Here is a 14,353-nt window from a genome sequence, read left to right as displayed (position 1 = left end):
GTTGTCACGTTCGGCTGTCGCCTGCGACGGCCCTGCGCCATCCTTCCGCCATGCACCCCATTGGCTCATCGGAAGGGTTCGCACCAATCGCGTGCCGGCACCGTTTTTGCTTGAATCCCGTGCATCCACCTTTCACGGAATCCTCCTGCATGAACAAGCGCCAACTGATCCAGACTTTCCTCGCCGCATCGGCTTTGAGTTTTGGCCTGAGCACCGCCCACGCCCAGACCACGCCGATCAAGTTCCAGCTCGACTGGCGCTTCGAGGGGCCCGGCGCCTTCTTCACCCACCCCGCCGCCAAGGGTTACTTCAAGGCCAGTGGCCTCGACGTGACGGTCGACGCCGGCAACGGCTCCGGCGGCGCGGTCACGCGCGTGGCATCGGGCGCTTACGACATGGGCTTCGCCGACCTGGCGGCGCTGATGGAATTCCATGCCAACAACCCCGACAGTCCGAACAAGCCGGTCGCGGTCATGATGGTCTACAACAACACGCCGGCGTCGGTCATGGCGCTCAAGAAGAGCGGCATCACCAAGCCTGCCGACCTCACCGGCAAGAAGCTCGGTGCGCCGGTGTTCGATGCGGGCCGTCGCTCGTTCCCGATCTTCGCCAAGGCCAACAACGTCGGCGCGGTGAACTGGACCGCGATGGACCCGACCCTGCGCGAGACCATGCTGATGCGCGGCGACATCGACGCCATCACCGGCTTCACCTTCACCTCGTTGCTGAATCTCGAAGCACGCGGCGCCAAGACGGCCGACGTGGTCATCCTCCCCTACCCCGACTTCGGCGTGAAGCTCTACGGCAACGCCATCATCGCCTCGCCCAAGCTCATCAAGGAGAACCCGGCCGCGGTGAAGGCCTTCCTGCTGGCCTTCACGAAGGGCGCCAAGGAAGTGATCGCCAGCCCGGCGGTCGCCATCGAATCCATCAAGGCACGTGACGGCATCGTCAACAGCGAACTGGAGACGCGCCGCCTCAAGCTCGCGATCGACACCGTGGTCAACACGCCCGATGCGCGCGCCGAAGGCTTCGGCCAGGTCAACGCCGGCCGCCTGTCCCTGATGGCGTCGCAAGTGTCCGATGCCTTCGCGACCAAGACCCGCGTGAACCCCGACGCGGTGTGGAACGGCGCCATGCTGCCCACCAGCGCCGAGCTGAACATCCTCCGCAAGTGATGGGGGAAACGCAGACAGCGCCCTTCGTCGATTTCCAGGACGTCTGGCTCGCCTACAACGAGGAACTGCTTCGCGCCAACCACTTCGCGGTCGAGGCCATCGACCTGCAGGTGAAGCGCGGGGAATTCATTGCCATCGTCGGGCCTTCGGGTTGCGGCAAGTCGACCTTCATGAAGCTCACGACGGGTCTCAAGATGCCGTCGATGGGCAAGATCAGGATCGACGGCGAGCCCGTTACCGGGCCGCTGAAGATCTCGGGCATGGCCTTCCAGGCGCCATCGCTTCTGCCTTGGCGCACGACGGTCGACAACGTCCTGCTGCCGCTGGAGATCGTCGAGCCTTATCGCTCGACCTTCAAGGCCAAGCGCAAGGAATACGTCGAGCGGGCGCGCAGGCTGCTGCAGAAGGTCGGCCTTGGCGGCTACGAGGACAAGTTCCCGTGGCAGCTCTCCGGCGGCATGCAGCAGCGCGCGAGCATCTGCCGCGCGCTCATCCACGAGCCCAAGATGCTGCTGCTCGACGAGCCCTTTGGCGCGCTCGATGCGTTCACGCGCGAGGAGCTGTGGTGCATCCTGCGCGACCTCTGGACCGAGCAGCAGTTCAACGTGATCCTGGTCACGCACGACCTGCGCGAATCGGTGTTCCTGGCCGACACGGTCTACGTGATGAGCAAGAGCCCCGGCCGCTTCGTCGTGAAACGCGAGATCGAACTCCCGCGCCCGCGCGAGCTGGAACTGACTTACACCAAGGAGTTCACCGACATCGTGCTCGAACTGCGCAGTCACATCGGCGCCATCCGCAGCAACACGGGCGCCGCATCGGCGCCCGTCGCGATCCCGCAGTAAGCCCTTCATGAAAAACAACAAGCAAATCGAACGCTGGTCGCCATGGCTCCTGCTGACGGCGGTCATCGTGCTGTGGCAGATCATCTGCTCGGGCTTCGGTGTCTCGGAGTTCATCTTTCCGAGCCCGTGGCGCATCTGGACGCAGTTCTGGGAATTCAAGGAAATCATCGCGGGCCATGCCTGGCGCACCTTCTGGGTCACGATGGCGGGCTTCGGCATCGCGATCGTGGTGGGGGTGCTGCTGGGCTTCGTGATCGGCAGCTCGCGGCTCGCCTACGCGGCGGTGTACCCGCTGATGACGGCCTTCAACGCGCTGCCCAAGGCGGCCTTCGTGCCGATCCTGGTGGTGTGGTTCGGCATCGGCGTCGGCCCGGCAATCCTGACGGCCTTTCTCATCAGCTTCTTCCCGATCATGGTCAATATCGCGACCGGCCTCGCGACGCTGGAGCCCGAGTTGGAAGACGTGCTGCGCGTGCTCGGCGCCAAGCGCTGGGACGTGCTGATGAAGATCGGCCTGCCGCGTTCGATGCCTTACTTCTACGGCTCGCTCAAGGTTGCGATCACACTGGCCTTCGTCGGCACCACGGTGTCGGAGATGACGGCCGCCAACGAGGGCATCGGCTACCTGCTCATCTCGGCCGGCTCGGCCATGCAGATGGGCCTGGCCTTCGCGGGCTTGATGGCGGTGGGTGCGATGGCGATGCTGATGTACGAGCTCTTCAGCGCCATCGAGAAGCACACGACCGGCTGGGCGCACCGCGGCTCGCAGAACGAGTAACGGGCGACAGGGGCGCTCGGGGGGTGCCCTTGTTTCCAGCGACGGCATCTCCTATGCTCGCGAACCCGACAAGGAGACAAGCCATGATCAAGGTCAGTGTGATGTACCCCAACACCCCCGGCGCGCGCTTCGATCACGAGTACTACCGCGACAAGCACATGCCGCTGCTCAAGGCCAGGATGGGCGATGCCTGCAGGTCCTACACGATCGACAAGGGCATCGCGGGCGGCGCGCCGGGTCAACCGGCGACCTATATCGGCATGTGCCACGTCTTCTGCGACTCCGTCGAGTCCTTTCAGGCCGCCTTCGGGCCGCATGCCAAGGAAATCCTGGGCGACATTCCGAACTACACGGACCTCCAGCCGGTGCTGCAGATCAGCGAAGTGGTCGTGGGCTAGCCTGTCCCCGGGCGCTCACACGAGCACCGTTTCGATCTCCGTCTTCACCTCGGTCATCAGCCGGTGAAGCGGACACTTTCCGGCCACCCGGAGCAACTCGGCGCGCTGCTCGTCGCTCAGGTTGCCGGTCACGCGCAGCGAGGTCCTGAGGCGATAGGTGCCCTTGCGTTCCTCGCTGTCGTCGCGTTCGACCACGACCTCGATGTCCTCGACCGGAATGCCCTTGCGCTGCGCATAGACCAGCACGGTCAGCGCCTTGCAGGCCCCCAGCGACGAATCGTAGAGGTCGTGCGGCGACGGTCCCGCGTCCTTGCCGCCGGCCTCCGGCGACGCGTCGACCGGGATCTCGTGCGCACGCACCTTCACGGTGTGCCGGGTGCCGGTGATGCTGTCGCGTCGAACGGTGATGCTCATGGGAAATCTCCTTTGAAAAATGTTGCGGTCAGTCGGCGCCGCCGTAGCGCTCGGTGCGGATGATGCTTGCGGGCAATGATGCATCGAGCAGCCCGGCGCTCACTGCTTCGACGAAGCGGTTGGAGCCGCAGACGTACACGTGCCGCGCCGCCTGCTTCCAGTGGGTCAGGATCTCGCGGATGGAAGCGGCGTTCAGCCTCCGGTGCAGGTCGCCGATGCGGTGCTCGGGGCCGCGCGTGGTCGTCACGATGAATCGGAAGTCCGGATGCCGCGCCTCGAGGTCGATCAGCTCATCACGGAACGCCAGTTCTTCCCACGTGCGCACCGAGTAGGCGAGGAGGAGCGGCACCTTGACCCGCTCGCGCGCCCAGTCGCGCACGATGGCCATCAAGGGTGCGATGCCGGAGCCACCGGCCACCAGCAGCACAGGGCCGCCGTCCTGCGCGCGCCAGATGAAATGCCCGCCGAGCGGACCGCGCACGTCGAAGGTATCGCCGGCTCGCGCCACCTCGTGGAAATAGGGCGAAACCTCGCCATCGTCGAGCTTCTCGATGAGGAGTTCGACGCGCGCCTCGCCCGGTGCCGACGCGATGGAATAGCTGCGCTGCGCCTCGTAGCCATCGGGCGCAGTGAGTCGGACGTCGAGATGCTGGCCCGCGACATGCCGTGCGATCGGCGCTTTCAGGAAGACGCTGACGATGCGTGGCGTCGCCCGCACCACCTTCTCGATCTCCGCTTCATGCCAGCGCGACGGCGTGGCTTCGCCGGCAGTCATGGGTCGTCCGAATAGCGCTGCTGCCGCCACGGATCACCGTACATGTGATAGCCGCGCAGTTCCCAGAAGCCCGCCTCGTCCCGCGGCGTGAAGCGCAGGCCCTTGATCCATTTCGCGCTTTTCCAGAAATAGAGATGCGGCACCAGCAATCGCGCCGGTCCGCCGTGCTCCGCGTCCAGGGGCTTGCCGTCGAAGTGCGTCGCGACCATCGCGCGACCGCCCAGGAGATCGGCCACCGGCACGTTGGTGTCGTAGTCGTCGTGCGAGAGCGCCAGCAGGTAGGCCGTCGGCGGCGCGACGCCTGCAGCGGCCAGCAGGTCGTCGATGCTCACGCCTTCCCACGTGGTGTCGAACTTGGACCACTTGGTGACGCAATGGATGTCGCCCTCCCAGACGGTGCGAGGCAGTGCCCCGAACTCGGCCCAGCTCCAGCTCGCGAGGGGACGCGGCCCATCGCTCAGGGTGAAGCGCCAGGTGGAGAGATCGACGCGCGGCGTCGGCCCCTTGGCCAACACCGGAAAGTCGTCTGTCTCGAACTGGCCGGGCGGCAGGCGGCGCGCAAAGGCGGCAGTCGGTCGGCGTCCTGTGAATCCACGCGTTGCCATCGGGCACTCCTGATGATTGGCGCTCGATGGTAGCGCCGGCCGCCGTCAGCCGGCAGCGCCAGTAGGGCGGACTCGCGCTACCCCTTCAGGCTGCCTGCGCAAGTGGGACGACGCGCATGCCGCGATGCACCTCGGCCTCGCCGTGCTTCGCCAGCAGCTGCATCAGGTGCTTGCGGATCAGCATGCCGGGCCGGTCGGACTCCATCGAATACTCGACGCCGCGCCGGCGGGTGTCGACCAGCGCATCGGGGTCGGTCGATTCGAGGATGTCCTTGTCCTCGCGGGTGATCTCCTCGTCGAAGTCGATCAGCATCTGCGCCGCGCAATCGGCCTCGGTGTCGTTGCGGAACAGCCATTGGCACAGCTGCATGCGGCCGTCGTCGATGGGCGTGAAGCAGTTGATGATGATGTGGCGAATGCCCGAGGGATATTCGATGTCGAGCCGGCGCGAGAACGGCAGGAAATAGGCGTTGCGCATGTGGCGGGTGGTGATCGGGTCGGTCACGCCGCTGATCGCATGGAACTTGGCCGGGTTGACCGCCTCGATCACCGTCTCGGCGTAGAAGCCGCTGTCGTTCTCGACCAGCTCGTACTTGCTCGGCTTGGGGCTGGCCGCCACGCCGAAAGTGGCACGGTGCACGAAGCTGAAGTGCGAGTTGTCGAAGGAGTTCTCCAGCGCGCGCATCGGGCTGGTCTGCCATTCTTCGTAGAACTGGTGGATGGTGCGGTAGGCCGGATCGGCGAACTCGGGAATCGCGGGAATATCGGCGATGGGCTCCTCCAGTGCCACCCATGCATAGCCATAGCGTGCGGTGCAGTGATAGGCCGTGGTCTTGTACTCGGGCGAGATCTTGCGCTCGGGCTCGTACTGAGGAATCCGGATCACCTGTCCGCGGCGATCGTAGGTCCAGCCGTGGTAGCCGCACTGGATCGCACCTTGCCCGCAGGCCTTGCCTTCGCCATCGACGCACCAGCCCTTCGAAAGCCTGGCCGTGCGATGGCAGCAGCGGTCGCGCAGCGCGGCGGGCTGGCCCTCGGCATCGAGAAAGAGAACGATGTTCTCGCCCAGCAGCGTGAAGGGCCTGGGGCCCTGCTGCAGATCGGCCAGCGGCATGACGGCATGCCAGAACTTGCGGAAGACGGGTTGTTGCGTGACGAGCATGAAAAAGACTCCTTCGGGTGTGCGTGGGGACGACCATGAAAGAGCAATTTCCCGCCGGGATGTCCTGTCGAACGACGGACGCCGGCTGAACGCTTCTACTCTGCGCAAGCAGTGATGCAAGTTGCGCGCCCGGATTGTCCAGCCTCACAGGTGCGCATGGCAAGAAGCGCGGCAGCCGCATCCCGCGGCAAGGCACCTTGGCATGCGTCGTGCATGACGAGGTCAAGAGTAGAAGCGTTCAGCAGCGCACGCACCGCATCAGTGCGCCGCCCGGAAATTGCTCTTGAAGTGCCTGCCGCAGCGGCGGGCGTTCAAGTTCCACGATCTTCCGGAGATAGCTTTCCATGCAACGCCGTTCCTTTCTCGCCTCCGGCGCAGCCAGCGCCGCCGCCCTTGCCGCTCCCGGCGTCTTCGCACAGGGCGCAGCCAAGCTGACGCCGCTCAAGTTCACGCTCGATTTCCGTATCAACGGACAGACCGCGCCATTCTTCCTCGCGGAGAGCAAGGGCTACTACAAGGACGAGGGCCTGGACGTCACCATCGACACCGGCGCGGGTTCGGTCGCTTCGATCACCCGCATCGCGAGCGGCGTGTACCAGCTGGGCCTGGGCGACATCAGCTCGCTCGTCGAGTTCAACGCACAGAATCCGGGCACGCCGGTGGTGCAGGCGGTCTACCAGTACTACAACCGCGCACCGTTCGTCATCATCGGCCGCAAGGACCGCGGCGTGACCGGCGACTTCAAGAGCCTGCAGGGCAAGAAGGTCGCGGCCGCCGCGGTCGAATCGACGCGGCGCGCCTGGCCCATGGTGGCGCGCAAGCAGGGCATGAAGCCCGACGCCTTCCAGTGGCAGACCACCGATTTCAGCGCACGCGACAACGTGATGGTGCGCGGCGACGTCGATGCCGCCACCTACTTCCATGACTCGGCCGTCTCGCTCTTTGCGCGCATGAAGTCCGATGAACTCGCGGTTCTCAAGTATTCGGATGCGGGCGTGAACCTGTATGGCAACGCGATCCTCGCGAGCAGCAACCTGATCGCGCAGAACCCGAAGGCGGTGGCCGCCTTCCTGCGCGCCACCAACCGCGCCATCGTCGAGACCTTTGCGAACCCCGCCCCCAGCATCGCGGCGATGCGGCAGCGCGAACCCATCCTCGACCCCAAGGTGGAACTGGACCGCTGGAGCATCACCGCGCAGTACGTTGGCGCAGCCGACACGCGCGCGCACGGCCTGGGCGACATCCGGAAGCTCACGCTCGAGCAGCAAGTCGACGAGGTGGCCGAGGTCTTCGGCCTGAAGACCAGGCCCTCGGCGGATGCGATTTTCAACAGCTCGATGCTGCCCGCGCGCAGCGAACGTAGCATCAAGGCATGAGCTCCAATCCTCCAGACACCTTTCTCCCGGAAATCCAGCTCGACGAACGCGATGGCCGCTATCTCCGCAAGGCGATCGTGTGGTCGCATGCGGGGCGTCGGCGTGGCAATCGCCCTTTCGGCGCAGTGGTGGTGTCGGCCGCCGGCGAAGTGCTGGCGGAGGCCTACTGCAACACGGCGGAGACGGGTGACGTCACCGGCCATGCGGAGACCAATGCCGTGCGCATGCTCGCCGATCGCAAGCTGTCGCGCGGGGAACTGGCCGGCGCGACGATCTATTCGTCGGGCGAGCCCTGCGTGATGTGCGCGGGCGCGATCTTCTGGTCGAACATCGGCCGTGTGGTGTTCGGCATCGACGCCGAACGCCTGCGCCTCTTTCGCGGCGAGCGCGGCGACCAGCGCGATGCCGAGCTGTCGTGCCGAGACGTGTTCCGCGCGTCGCCGCATCCGATCGAATGCATCGGGCCTGCGCTGATCGACGAGGCCAGTGCCGCGCACGTGGGGGCGTGGAAGACCTGAGGCCTTGAGGCCGCTCGCACGCCGGTTGCCGGGCCGGATCGTTTAACCTGCTGCGTTGAACACCTGATACTCGCTCGGCATGAAATCCAAAGTGCAATTCCGCCTGCGCATCTACCGGGACGACAGCATCGCCATCGGCCCCGGGAAGATCGCGCTGCTCGAGGCCATCGCCGAAACCGGCTCGATCTCGGCCGCCGGCCGCCAGCTCGGCATGTCCTACCGGCGCGCCTGGATGCTGATCGACGAGATGAACAAGGCGCTGAACTCGCCTGCCGTGAGCACGGCCGCGGGCGGGTCGCATGGTGGCGGCACCGCGCTCACCGCGGTGGGCGAGCAGATCGTCAAGCACTATCGCGCGATCGAGAGCACCGCGAGAGTTGCCGCGGCGGCAGACATCACGGCTTTGACCCGGCTGCTGGCGCAATGACCATCACCTGCCGGCGCACCGGCTGGTTCGCATCCCGCCTCGATCAATTGCCCCAAGTCCGGTCGGACGATCGGATGGAGTGACGGCGCCCGCCCAGGCGGCGCATGACGGTTGACGCTGTATCCGCGAGGATACGGAGCCAGCCTGGCCTCGACACGATTGAACTTGCCGCGCCGAACCGCAGCCATGTGTAACAATCGCGTCATTCCCTCATGAACACAACGACATCGCTCCTCGCCTCGATGGACTGGTCGCCCCTGTTCCTGTCGATCAAGGTCGCCGCCTTCGCCACGGTGCTGGCGCTCGTGACCGGCGTGGCGCTGGGCTGGTTGTTCGCACGCAAGCAGTTTCCCGGCTCCTCGGTGCTGGAATCGCTGTTCATGCTTCCGCTGGTGCTGCCGCCGACCGTCATCGGCTACGCCATCCTGGTCGCGGCGGGCCGGCGCAGTCCGCTGGGCGGCTGGCTGCGCGAACACTTCGACTACACCATCATCTTCAGCTGGCACGGCGCCGTCGTGGCCTCGGCCGTGGTGGCGCTGCCCCTGGTGCTGAAGTCGGCGAGTGCCGCCTTCGAAGGGGTCGACCGTTCGCTCGAAGCCGCGGCCAGCACCTTGCGCCAGTCGCCCTTCTCGATCTTCCTGCGCGTAACCCTGCCGCTGGCGTGGCCCGGCATCCTGGCTGGCACGCTGCTCGCGTTCGCGCGCGCCATGGGGGAATTCGGCGCTTCGCTCATGGTGGCGGGCTCGATCCCCAAGCAGACCCAGACGCTGTCGATGGCGATCTACGACGCCGCCCAGGCCGGCAATGACGATCTGGCGCTGGTGCTGGTGATCGTGACTTCGCTGCTGTCCATCACCGTGCTGGTTCTGTCGAACCGCTTTTTCTCCCTTCGCTGATTCACCGATTTCAAGGAGCCGCACCATGCGCATGTCCCGTCTTGCCTCCATCGTCCTCGCGCTGGCCCTGCCCTTCAGCGCCGCCGCGCAACAGATCACCGTCTCGGCCGCCGCGAGCCTGACGGATGCGTTCAAGGAACTGGGGACGAAGTTCGAGACAGGCAAGCCCGGCGCGACGGTGCGCTTCAACTTCGCTGCCTCGGGCGTGCTGCTGCAGCAGATCAGCCAGGGCGCGCCGGTGGATGTCTTTGCCAGTGCCGACCAGGAAACCATGAACCGCGCCGCCGACCAGAAGCTGATCGATGCAGCCACGCGCAAGGACTTCGTGACCAACAGCCTGGTGCTGATCGAGCCCGCCAAGGACGGCCCAGGTGTGAAGACCTTGCAGGACCTGACGGGCCCGGCTGTCAAGAAGATTGCTGTCGGCAAGACGGCGACCGTGCCTGTGGGCCGCTACACCAAGGAAGTGCTGGACCATGCCAATCTCTGGGCCGCGCTGGAACCCAAGTTCGTCCAGGCCGACAGCGTGCGCCAGGTGCTCGACTACGTCGGCCGCGGCGAGGCCGAGGCCGGATTCGTGTACCGTACGGACGCAGCCATCATGGGAGACAAGGTGAAAGTGGTGCTCACGCCGTCGGGCCATACGCCAGTGACCTATCCGATCGCGGTCGTCGCGGACAGCAAGGAAAAGGCGCTGGCCCGGGACTTCATCGCCTTCCTGTCGACCGATGCGGCGCAGCAGACCCTGGCGCGTTTCGGCTTCGGCAAACCGTGATCGATGTCGACATTCAACTGACGGTCACCGACGGGGCACGGCGCTTCGACCTCGCGGCACGCTTCGCGACTGGCGCGCCCTTCGCCGCACTCTACGGCCCATCCGGCGCAGGCAAATCGCTGACTTTCCAGGCGATCGCCGGCCTTCTCCATCCCGACCGGGGGCAGGTGCGGCTCGATGGCCGCACCCTGTTCGACTCCGCCCAGCGCATCGACGTGCCGGCGCCCGAGCGCCGGATCGGCTACCTCTTCCAGAACTACGCGCTGTTTCCGCATCTGTCCGTGCGCGACAACATCGCGTTCGGGCTGAGGACCTGGCGTCATCGGCGCCTGTCCAGGGAAGACGGCGAGCGGGTCGACGCCTTGCTCGAAGGCTTCGACCTCACGGCCATGGCCCAGAGCAGACCCCGAACGCTCTCCGGCGGGCAGCAGCAGCGCGTCGCACTGGCCCGCGCACTCGCTTGCCGCCCCCAGGTGCTGCTGCTGGACGAGCCCTTCGCTGCGCTCAACCCGATGCTGCGCAGCACCGTTCGCGAGGATCTCGCGAAGATGCGCCGCGAGTGGGACATTCCGGTGCTGATGATCACGCACGACATCGACGACGTGCTCGAACTGGCCGATGTCGCGTTCGTCTACCAGGCCGGCCAGGTGGTGCGCGAGGTTAACCTGCGAGACGGCGTCAGCCGTGACCTCGCGGCGCAAAGGCTGGGCATCTCCTCCCTCCGGGAAGAGACGCCGTTGCGCGGAAAACTGCGTCGCCTGCTCAAAGGCGAATAGAAAGGCCCACGAGCCATTCGGAAATCGCCGCGGAACCGGCCACGCGAAGCGAGCAAGCCTTGCCAGGAAGGACGTTGCGAGCACTGATATTCATATCTGGCCCCCGTTGAAAGCCGGCAGTGCAGCCCGAGTGCCTACACTTCAGCCATGCCATGGCACGCGCGACTCGACCTCGACTATCAACTTGAACAACAACGCAGCGTTGCACGCTTTCGCCATGACGGGCCGCTGCGCATCCTGCAGAGCCTCTACCCGGAAGGCGACGCGGTGTGCCACAACGTGCTGGTGCATCCGCCGGGCGGCCTGGTCGGCGGCGACACGCTGGACATCCGCGTGCACGCAAAGGCCGGCAGCCACGGCCTGATCACCACCCCGGGTGCCAGCCGCTTCTATCGCTCCGACGGAGAGTTGGCACTGCAGCGCACCGAACTGACCGTGGAGGCCGGTGCACGCCTCGAATGGCTGCCGCTCGAAGCAATCTGCTACAGCGGCTGCCGCGCCGAAAACCGGCTGACCCTGCGCGTCGCCGAGGGCGCGGAGCTGATCGGCTGGGACGTGACCGCGCTCGGCCTGCCCCATGCCGGCAAGCCCTTCGAGCTCGGCACGCTGCAGCAGCACATCGAGGCGCCGGGCGTGTGGCTGGAACGCGGGCGCATCGACGCCGCCGATCAGCGGCTGCTGCAGAGCCCGATCGGCTTCGCGGGCCATCGCTGCATCGCGTCGATCTTCTTCGTCGCCGGGTCGCCGATCGACCGGGCGCGTCGCGATGCCGCGCTCGACATCGCACGTTCGCTGATCGACGCCGATGCCCTGCACGAGAGCGCGGGCGCGACCAGCCCGCACGCGGAAATCATCGTGTTGCGCGTGCTGGCGCCGGTGGTCGAGCCCGCCATGCAGCTGCTGCGCCGGGTGTGGATGGCGTGGCGCGCCGAGCTGTGGAAATTGCCCGGCCAGGCGCCACGGATCTGGTCGATGTAGCCACCGGGACAGGCCCGCCATGAGCCAGACGCACAGCGACATCCCGGCCCGCCTGGACCGTTTGCCGTGGTCGCGCTGGCACTGGCGCGTGGTGATCGCGCTCGGCGTGGCCTGGGTGCTCGACGGGCTGGAGGTGACGCTGGTCGGCTCGATCGGCGGCGTGCTCGAGCGGCCCGACACGCTTGGGCTGAACGCCGCGCAGATCGGCTGGTCCGGCTCGCTCTACATCGGCGGCGCGGTGATCGGCGCACTGGTCTTCGGCCGGCTCGCCGACCGTCTGGGCCGCAAGAAGCTCTTTCTCGTCACGCTGGCGGTGTATGCGCTGGCGACGCTGGCAACGGCCTTCTCGCCCAACTTCGCCTTCTTCGCGCTGTGCCGCTTTGCCACCGGGCTCGGTATCGGCGGCGAGTACGCGGCGATCAACTCCGCCATCGACGAGCTGATTCCGGCTCGGGTGCGCGGTCGCGTGAACCTCGCCATCAACGGCAGCTTCTGGATCGGCGCTGCGCTCGGAGCAGGCCTGAGCCTGTGGCTGCTGGACCCGCGCGTGCTGGGGCCGGTCCTGGGCTGGCGCGTGGGCTTTGCGCTCGGTGCGATGCTGGCAGTGGCGATCCTGCTCGTGCGTCGCGATGTGCCGGAAAGCCCGCGCTGGCTGATCGCGCATGGTCGGGCCGAGGAAGCCGAGCGCATCGTGCGGGGCATCGAAGCAGAAGTGGTTGCTCAGCACGGCGCACTGCCCAGTGTCATCGGTCATGTGACATTCGGCGGCCGCGCCAGCCCCGGCTGGCGGGAGGTGGCGCAGGTGCTCTTCCGGCGCTATCCCCAGCGCAGCATGGTCGCGCTGGCGTTGATGATCTCGCAGGCCTTCTTCTACAACGCGATCTTCTTCACCTACGCGCTGGTGCTGACACGTTTCCATGGCGTGCCCGAAGGCAAGGTGGCGCTCTACATCTTTCCGTTCGCGCTCGGCAATGTGCTCGGACCGTTGCTGCTCGGTCCCTTGTTCGACCGGGTGGGCCGGCGCCGGATGATTGCGCTGACCTATGTGCTGTCGGGGGTGGGCCTGGCATTGACCGGGTGGGCCTTCATGGAGGGCTGGCTCGACGCGCGCAGCCAGGCGCTGTGCTGGTCGGCGGTTTTCTTCCTTGCTTCAGCGGCGGCGAGTTCGGCCTATCTCACCGTGAGCGAAGTGTTCCCGCTCGAGATGCGCGCGATCGCAATCTCGATCTTCTATGCGGTGGGCACGGGCGCAGGCGGCTTCGTGGCGCCGGTCCTGTTCGGCGCGCTGATCGAGACCGGCAGCCGCGGCGCGGTGGCCGTGGGCTACGCGATCGGTGCGGCGCTGGTCATCGTCGCGGGCCTGCTCGCGCTGCGCTATGCAGTGAATGCCGAGCGCAAGCCGCTGGAAGAGGTGGCGCCTCCGCTGGGATCGGATACCGAAGAGCGCGTCGGCGGCGGCTGAGCGCCATCAGTGCTGCGTCGTCGGGTGCCCTGCCGCGACCCAGGCCTCCAGCCCGCCCAGCAGCGGGCGCGCGCGTTTCATGCCCCTCGCCGCGAGCGCGCGTGCAGCCAGCGCGGCCGACACTTCGTTCGGGCAGCTGCAGTACAGGATGATCTCGCGGTCCTCTCCATCGAAGGGCAACTGGGACCGCCGCTGCTGGATTTCCTTGAGCGACACCGGCAACGCGCCCGGAATGCGCCGCGGATCGACCTGCACGCCCGCGTCGCCCCGCACATCGATGACGATGGGCGGGGCCTCGCCGGTCATCAATGCCTGGAGTTCACCGACCGTGACGCGCGGCACGCCGGTCAGCCGCAGGAAGGCACGCCGCCGCAGGTAGCGCACGACCAGCATTGCAGCCAGCACCACCACCAGCGCGACAGTCGCGACGCTGCCTGCGTCCGCCAGCACATCCAGCACGGCCTGGATCTGATCGCGGAAGAGCCAGCCCAAACCCAGGAAAACGGCCACCCACAGCAACGCACCCGCCACCTCGAAGACGAGGAAGCGCAGCGACGACATGCCGAGCGCACCGGCCATGGGCGGCGCCACCACCGACACGCCCGGCACGAACTTGGCCGCCACGAGCGACATGCCGCCCCACCGGCCGATCAGCGTCTCGCTGCGGCGCACGCAGGAATCCGGCGAGATCGAGATCTTGCACAGCAGCCGCATGAACCGGTAGCCGTAGGCCCGCCCCGCATAGAACCAGACGCCGTCGCCGAGCACGTTCGCCAGCACGGCGACCGCGACCATGGCGGCCAGCAGCGACGGCTCCGCCACGGCCGCCAGCGCGCCTGCCACCACGAGCACCGGCGACGCCGGCACCGGCAGCCCGACGCGCGCCGCGAACGTGGCGAGGAAAACCACCGGGATGGCGTGGACGATCAAGAGCGCCATCAACTCTTGCACGCGATGCTCCCGGTCGGCAATGCGCAGCGAAAAGTCGGG

General features: G+C 66.6%; 17 protein-coding genes. 12 read left to right on the top strand and 5 right to left on the bottom strand.

Annotation, left to right across the window (positions count from 1 at the left end):
- Positions 1–149 precede the first annotated feature (149 nt).
- From QTH90_RS21320 to QTH90_RS21305, 4 genes are all read left to right on the top strand, one after another.
- On the top strand, positions 150–1,178 hold the full coding sequence (locus tag QTH90_RS21320) for an ABC transporter substrate-binding protein (RefSeq protein WP_286666568.1): 1,029 nt from the start codon (positions 150–152) through the stop codon (positions 1,176–1,178).
- On the top strand, positions 1,178–2,023 hold the full coding sequence (locus QTH90_RS21315) for an ABC transporter ATP-binding protein (protein ID WP_286666567.1): 846 nt from the start codon (positions 1,178–1,180) through the stop codon (positions 2,021–2,023). The genes QTH90_RS21320 and QTH90_RS21315 overlap by 1 nt, the downstream gene beginning before the upstream one ends.
- A 7-nt stretch (positions 2,024–2,030) precedes the next feature.
- A complete protein-coding gene (locus tag QTH90_RS21310; protein ID WP_286666566.1) occupies positions 2,031–2,801 on the top strand; it encodes an ABC transporter permease in 771 nt (256 codons plus the stop codon).
- An 83-nt stretch (positions 2,802–2,884) separates the two neighbouring features.
- Positions 2,885–3,199 carry an EthD family reductase gene (locus QTH90_RS21305; protein WP_286666565.1) on the top strand — a complete coding sequence of 105 codons (315 nt, stop codon included), beginning with the start codon at positions 2,885–2,887 and terminating at the stop codon, positions 3,197–3,199.
- 15 nt (positions 3,200–3,214) lie between these two features.
- On the opposite strand, the gene QTH90_RS21300 is transcribed toward QTH90_RS21305, so the two are convergent.
- The 4 genes from QTH90_RS21300 to QTH90_RS21285 form a co-directional block, all read right to left on the bottom strand.
- Entirely contained in the window at positions 3,215–3,613 is a 399-nt protein-coding gene (locus QTH90_RS21300; protein ID WP_286666564.1) for an OsmC family protein, read from the bottom strand.
- Positions 3,614–3,641: 28 nt separating this feature from the next.
- Positions 3,642–4,388, bottom strand: a complete 747-nt coding sequence (locus QTH90_RS21295) for an FAD-binding oxidoreductase (protein WP_286666563.1) — start codon at positions 4,386–4,388, stop codon at positions 3,642–3,644.
- Positions 4,385–4,993 carry a sulfite oxidase-like oxidoreductase gene (locus QTH90_RS21290; RefSeq protein WP_286666562.1) on the bottom strand — a complete coding sequence of 203 codons (609 nt, stop codon included), beginning with the start codon at positions 4,991–4,993 and terminating at the stop codon, positions 4,385–4,387. Before QTH90_RS21290 ends, QTH90_RS21295 begins: the two co-directional genes overlap by 4 nt.
- Positions 4,994–5,078: 85 nt before the next feature.
- On the bottom strand, positions 5,079–6,155 hold the full coding sequence (locus QTH90_RS21285) for an aromatic ring-hydroxylating dioxygenase subunit alpha (protein ID WP_286666561.1): 1,077 nt from the start codon (positions 6,153–6,155) through the stop codon (positions 5,079–5,081).
- Positions 6,156–6,499: 344 nt separating this feature from the next.
- Here QTH90_RS21285 and QTH90_RS21280 point away from each other — a divergent pair, with 344 nt between their 5' ends.
- The 8 genes from QTH90_RS21280 to QTH90_RS21245 all read left to right on the top strand — a co-directional run bounded on the left by QTH90_RS21280 (position 6,500) and on the right by QTH90_RS21245 (position 13,363).
- Complete coding sequence (locus QTH90_RS21280) at positions 6,500–7,531, top strand: ABC transporter substrate-binding protein (protein ID WP_286666560.1); 1,032 nt, start codon at positions 6,500–6,502, stop codon at positions 7,529–7,531.
- Positions 7,528–8,049: a nucleoside deaminase gene (locus QTH90_RS21275; protein ID WP_286666559.1), complete on the top strand. Its 522-nt coding sequence runs from the start codon at positions 7,528–7,530 to the stop codon at positions 8,047–8,049. The genes QTH90_RS21280 and QTH90_RS21275 overlap by 4 nt, the downstream gene beginning before the upstream one ends.
- A 79-nt stretch (positions 8,050–8,128) precedes the next feature.
- Positions 8,129–8,476, top strand: coding sequence for a winged helix-turn-helix domain-containing protein (locus QTH90_RS21270; RefSeq protein WP_286666558.1), 348 nt, complete (start codon positions 8,129–8,131; stop codon positions 8,474–8,476).
- A gap of 212 nt (positions 8,477–8,688) precedes the next feature.
- Positions 8,689–9,372 (top strand): molybdate ABC transporter permease subunit, encoded by a 684-nt coding sequence (modB, locus tag QTH90_RS21265; RefSeq protein WP_286666557.1) that lies wholly within the window; start codon positions 8,689–8,691, stop codon positions 9,370–9,372.
- 25 nt (positions 9,373–9,397) lie between these two features.
- Positions 9,398–10,147, top strand: a complete 750-nt coding sequence (modA, locus tag QTH90_RS21260; protein ID WP_286666556.1) for a molybdate ABC transporter substrate-binding protein — start codon at positions 9,398–9,400, stop codon at positions 10,145–10,147.
- Positions 10,144–10,923 (top strand): ABC transporter ATP-binding protein, encoded by a 780-nt coding sequence (locus QTH90_RS21255; RefSeq protein WP_286666555.1) that lies wholly within the window; start codon positions 10,144–10,146, stop codon positions 10,921–10,923. The genes modA and QTH90_RS21255 overlap by 4 nt, the downstream gene beginning before the upstream one ends.
- Positions 10,924–11,070: 147 nt before the next feature.
- The gene (locus QTH90_RS21250; protein ID WP_286666554.1) at positions 11,071–11,901 is read left to right on the top strand and encodes an urease accessory protein UreD; all 831 of its coding nucleotides are present in this window, start codon (positions 11,071–11,073) and stop codon (positions 11,899–11,901) included.
- A 19-nt stretch (positions 11,902–11,920) separates the two neighbouring features.
- A complete protein-coding gene (locus QTH90_RS21245; RefSeq protein WP_286666553.1) occupies positions 11,921–13,363 on the top strand; it encodes an MFS transporter in 1,443 nt (480 codons plus the stop codon).
- 6 nt (positions 13,364–13,369) lie between these two features.
- Here the strand turns inward: QTH90_RS21245 and QTH90_RS21240 are convergent, their stop codons facing one another.
- A complete protein-coding gene (locus tag QTH90_RS21240; protein WP_286666552.1) occupies positions 13,370–14,314 on the bottom strand; it encodes a rhodanese-like domain-containing protein in 945 nt (314 codons plus the stop codon).
- Positions 14,315–14,353 lie beyond the last annotated feature (39 nt).

The sequence above is a fragment of the Variovorax flavidus genome (assembly GCF_030317145.1).
GTDB classification, from domain to species: Bacteria; Pseudomonadota; Gammaproteobacteria; order Burkholderiales; family Burkholderiaceae_C; genus Variovorax; species Variovorax flavidus.
This window is presented reverse-complemented; position numbering and strand designations above follow the sequence as displayed.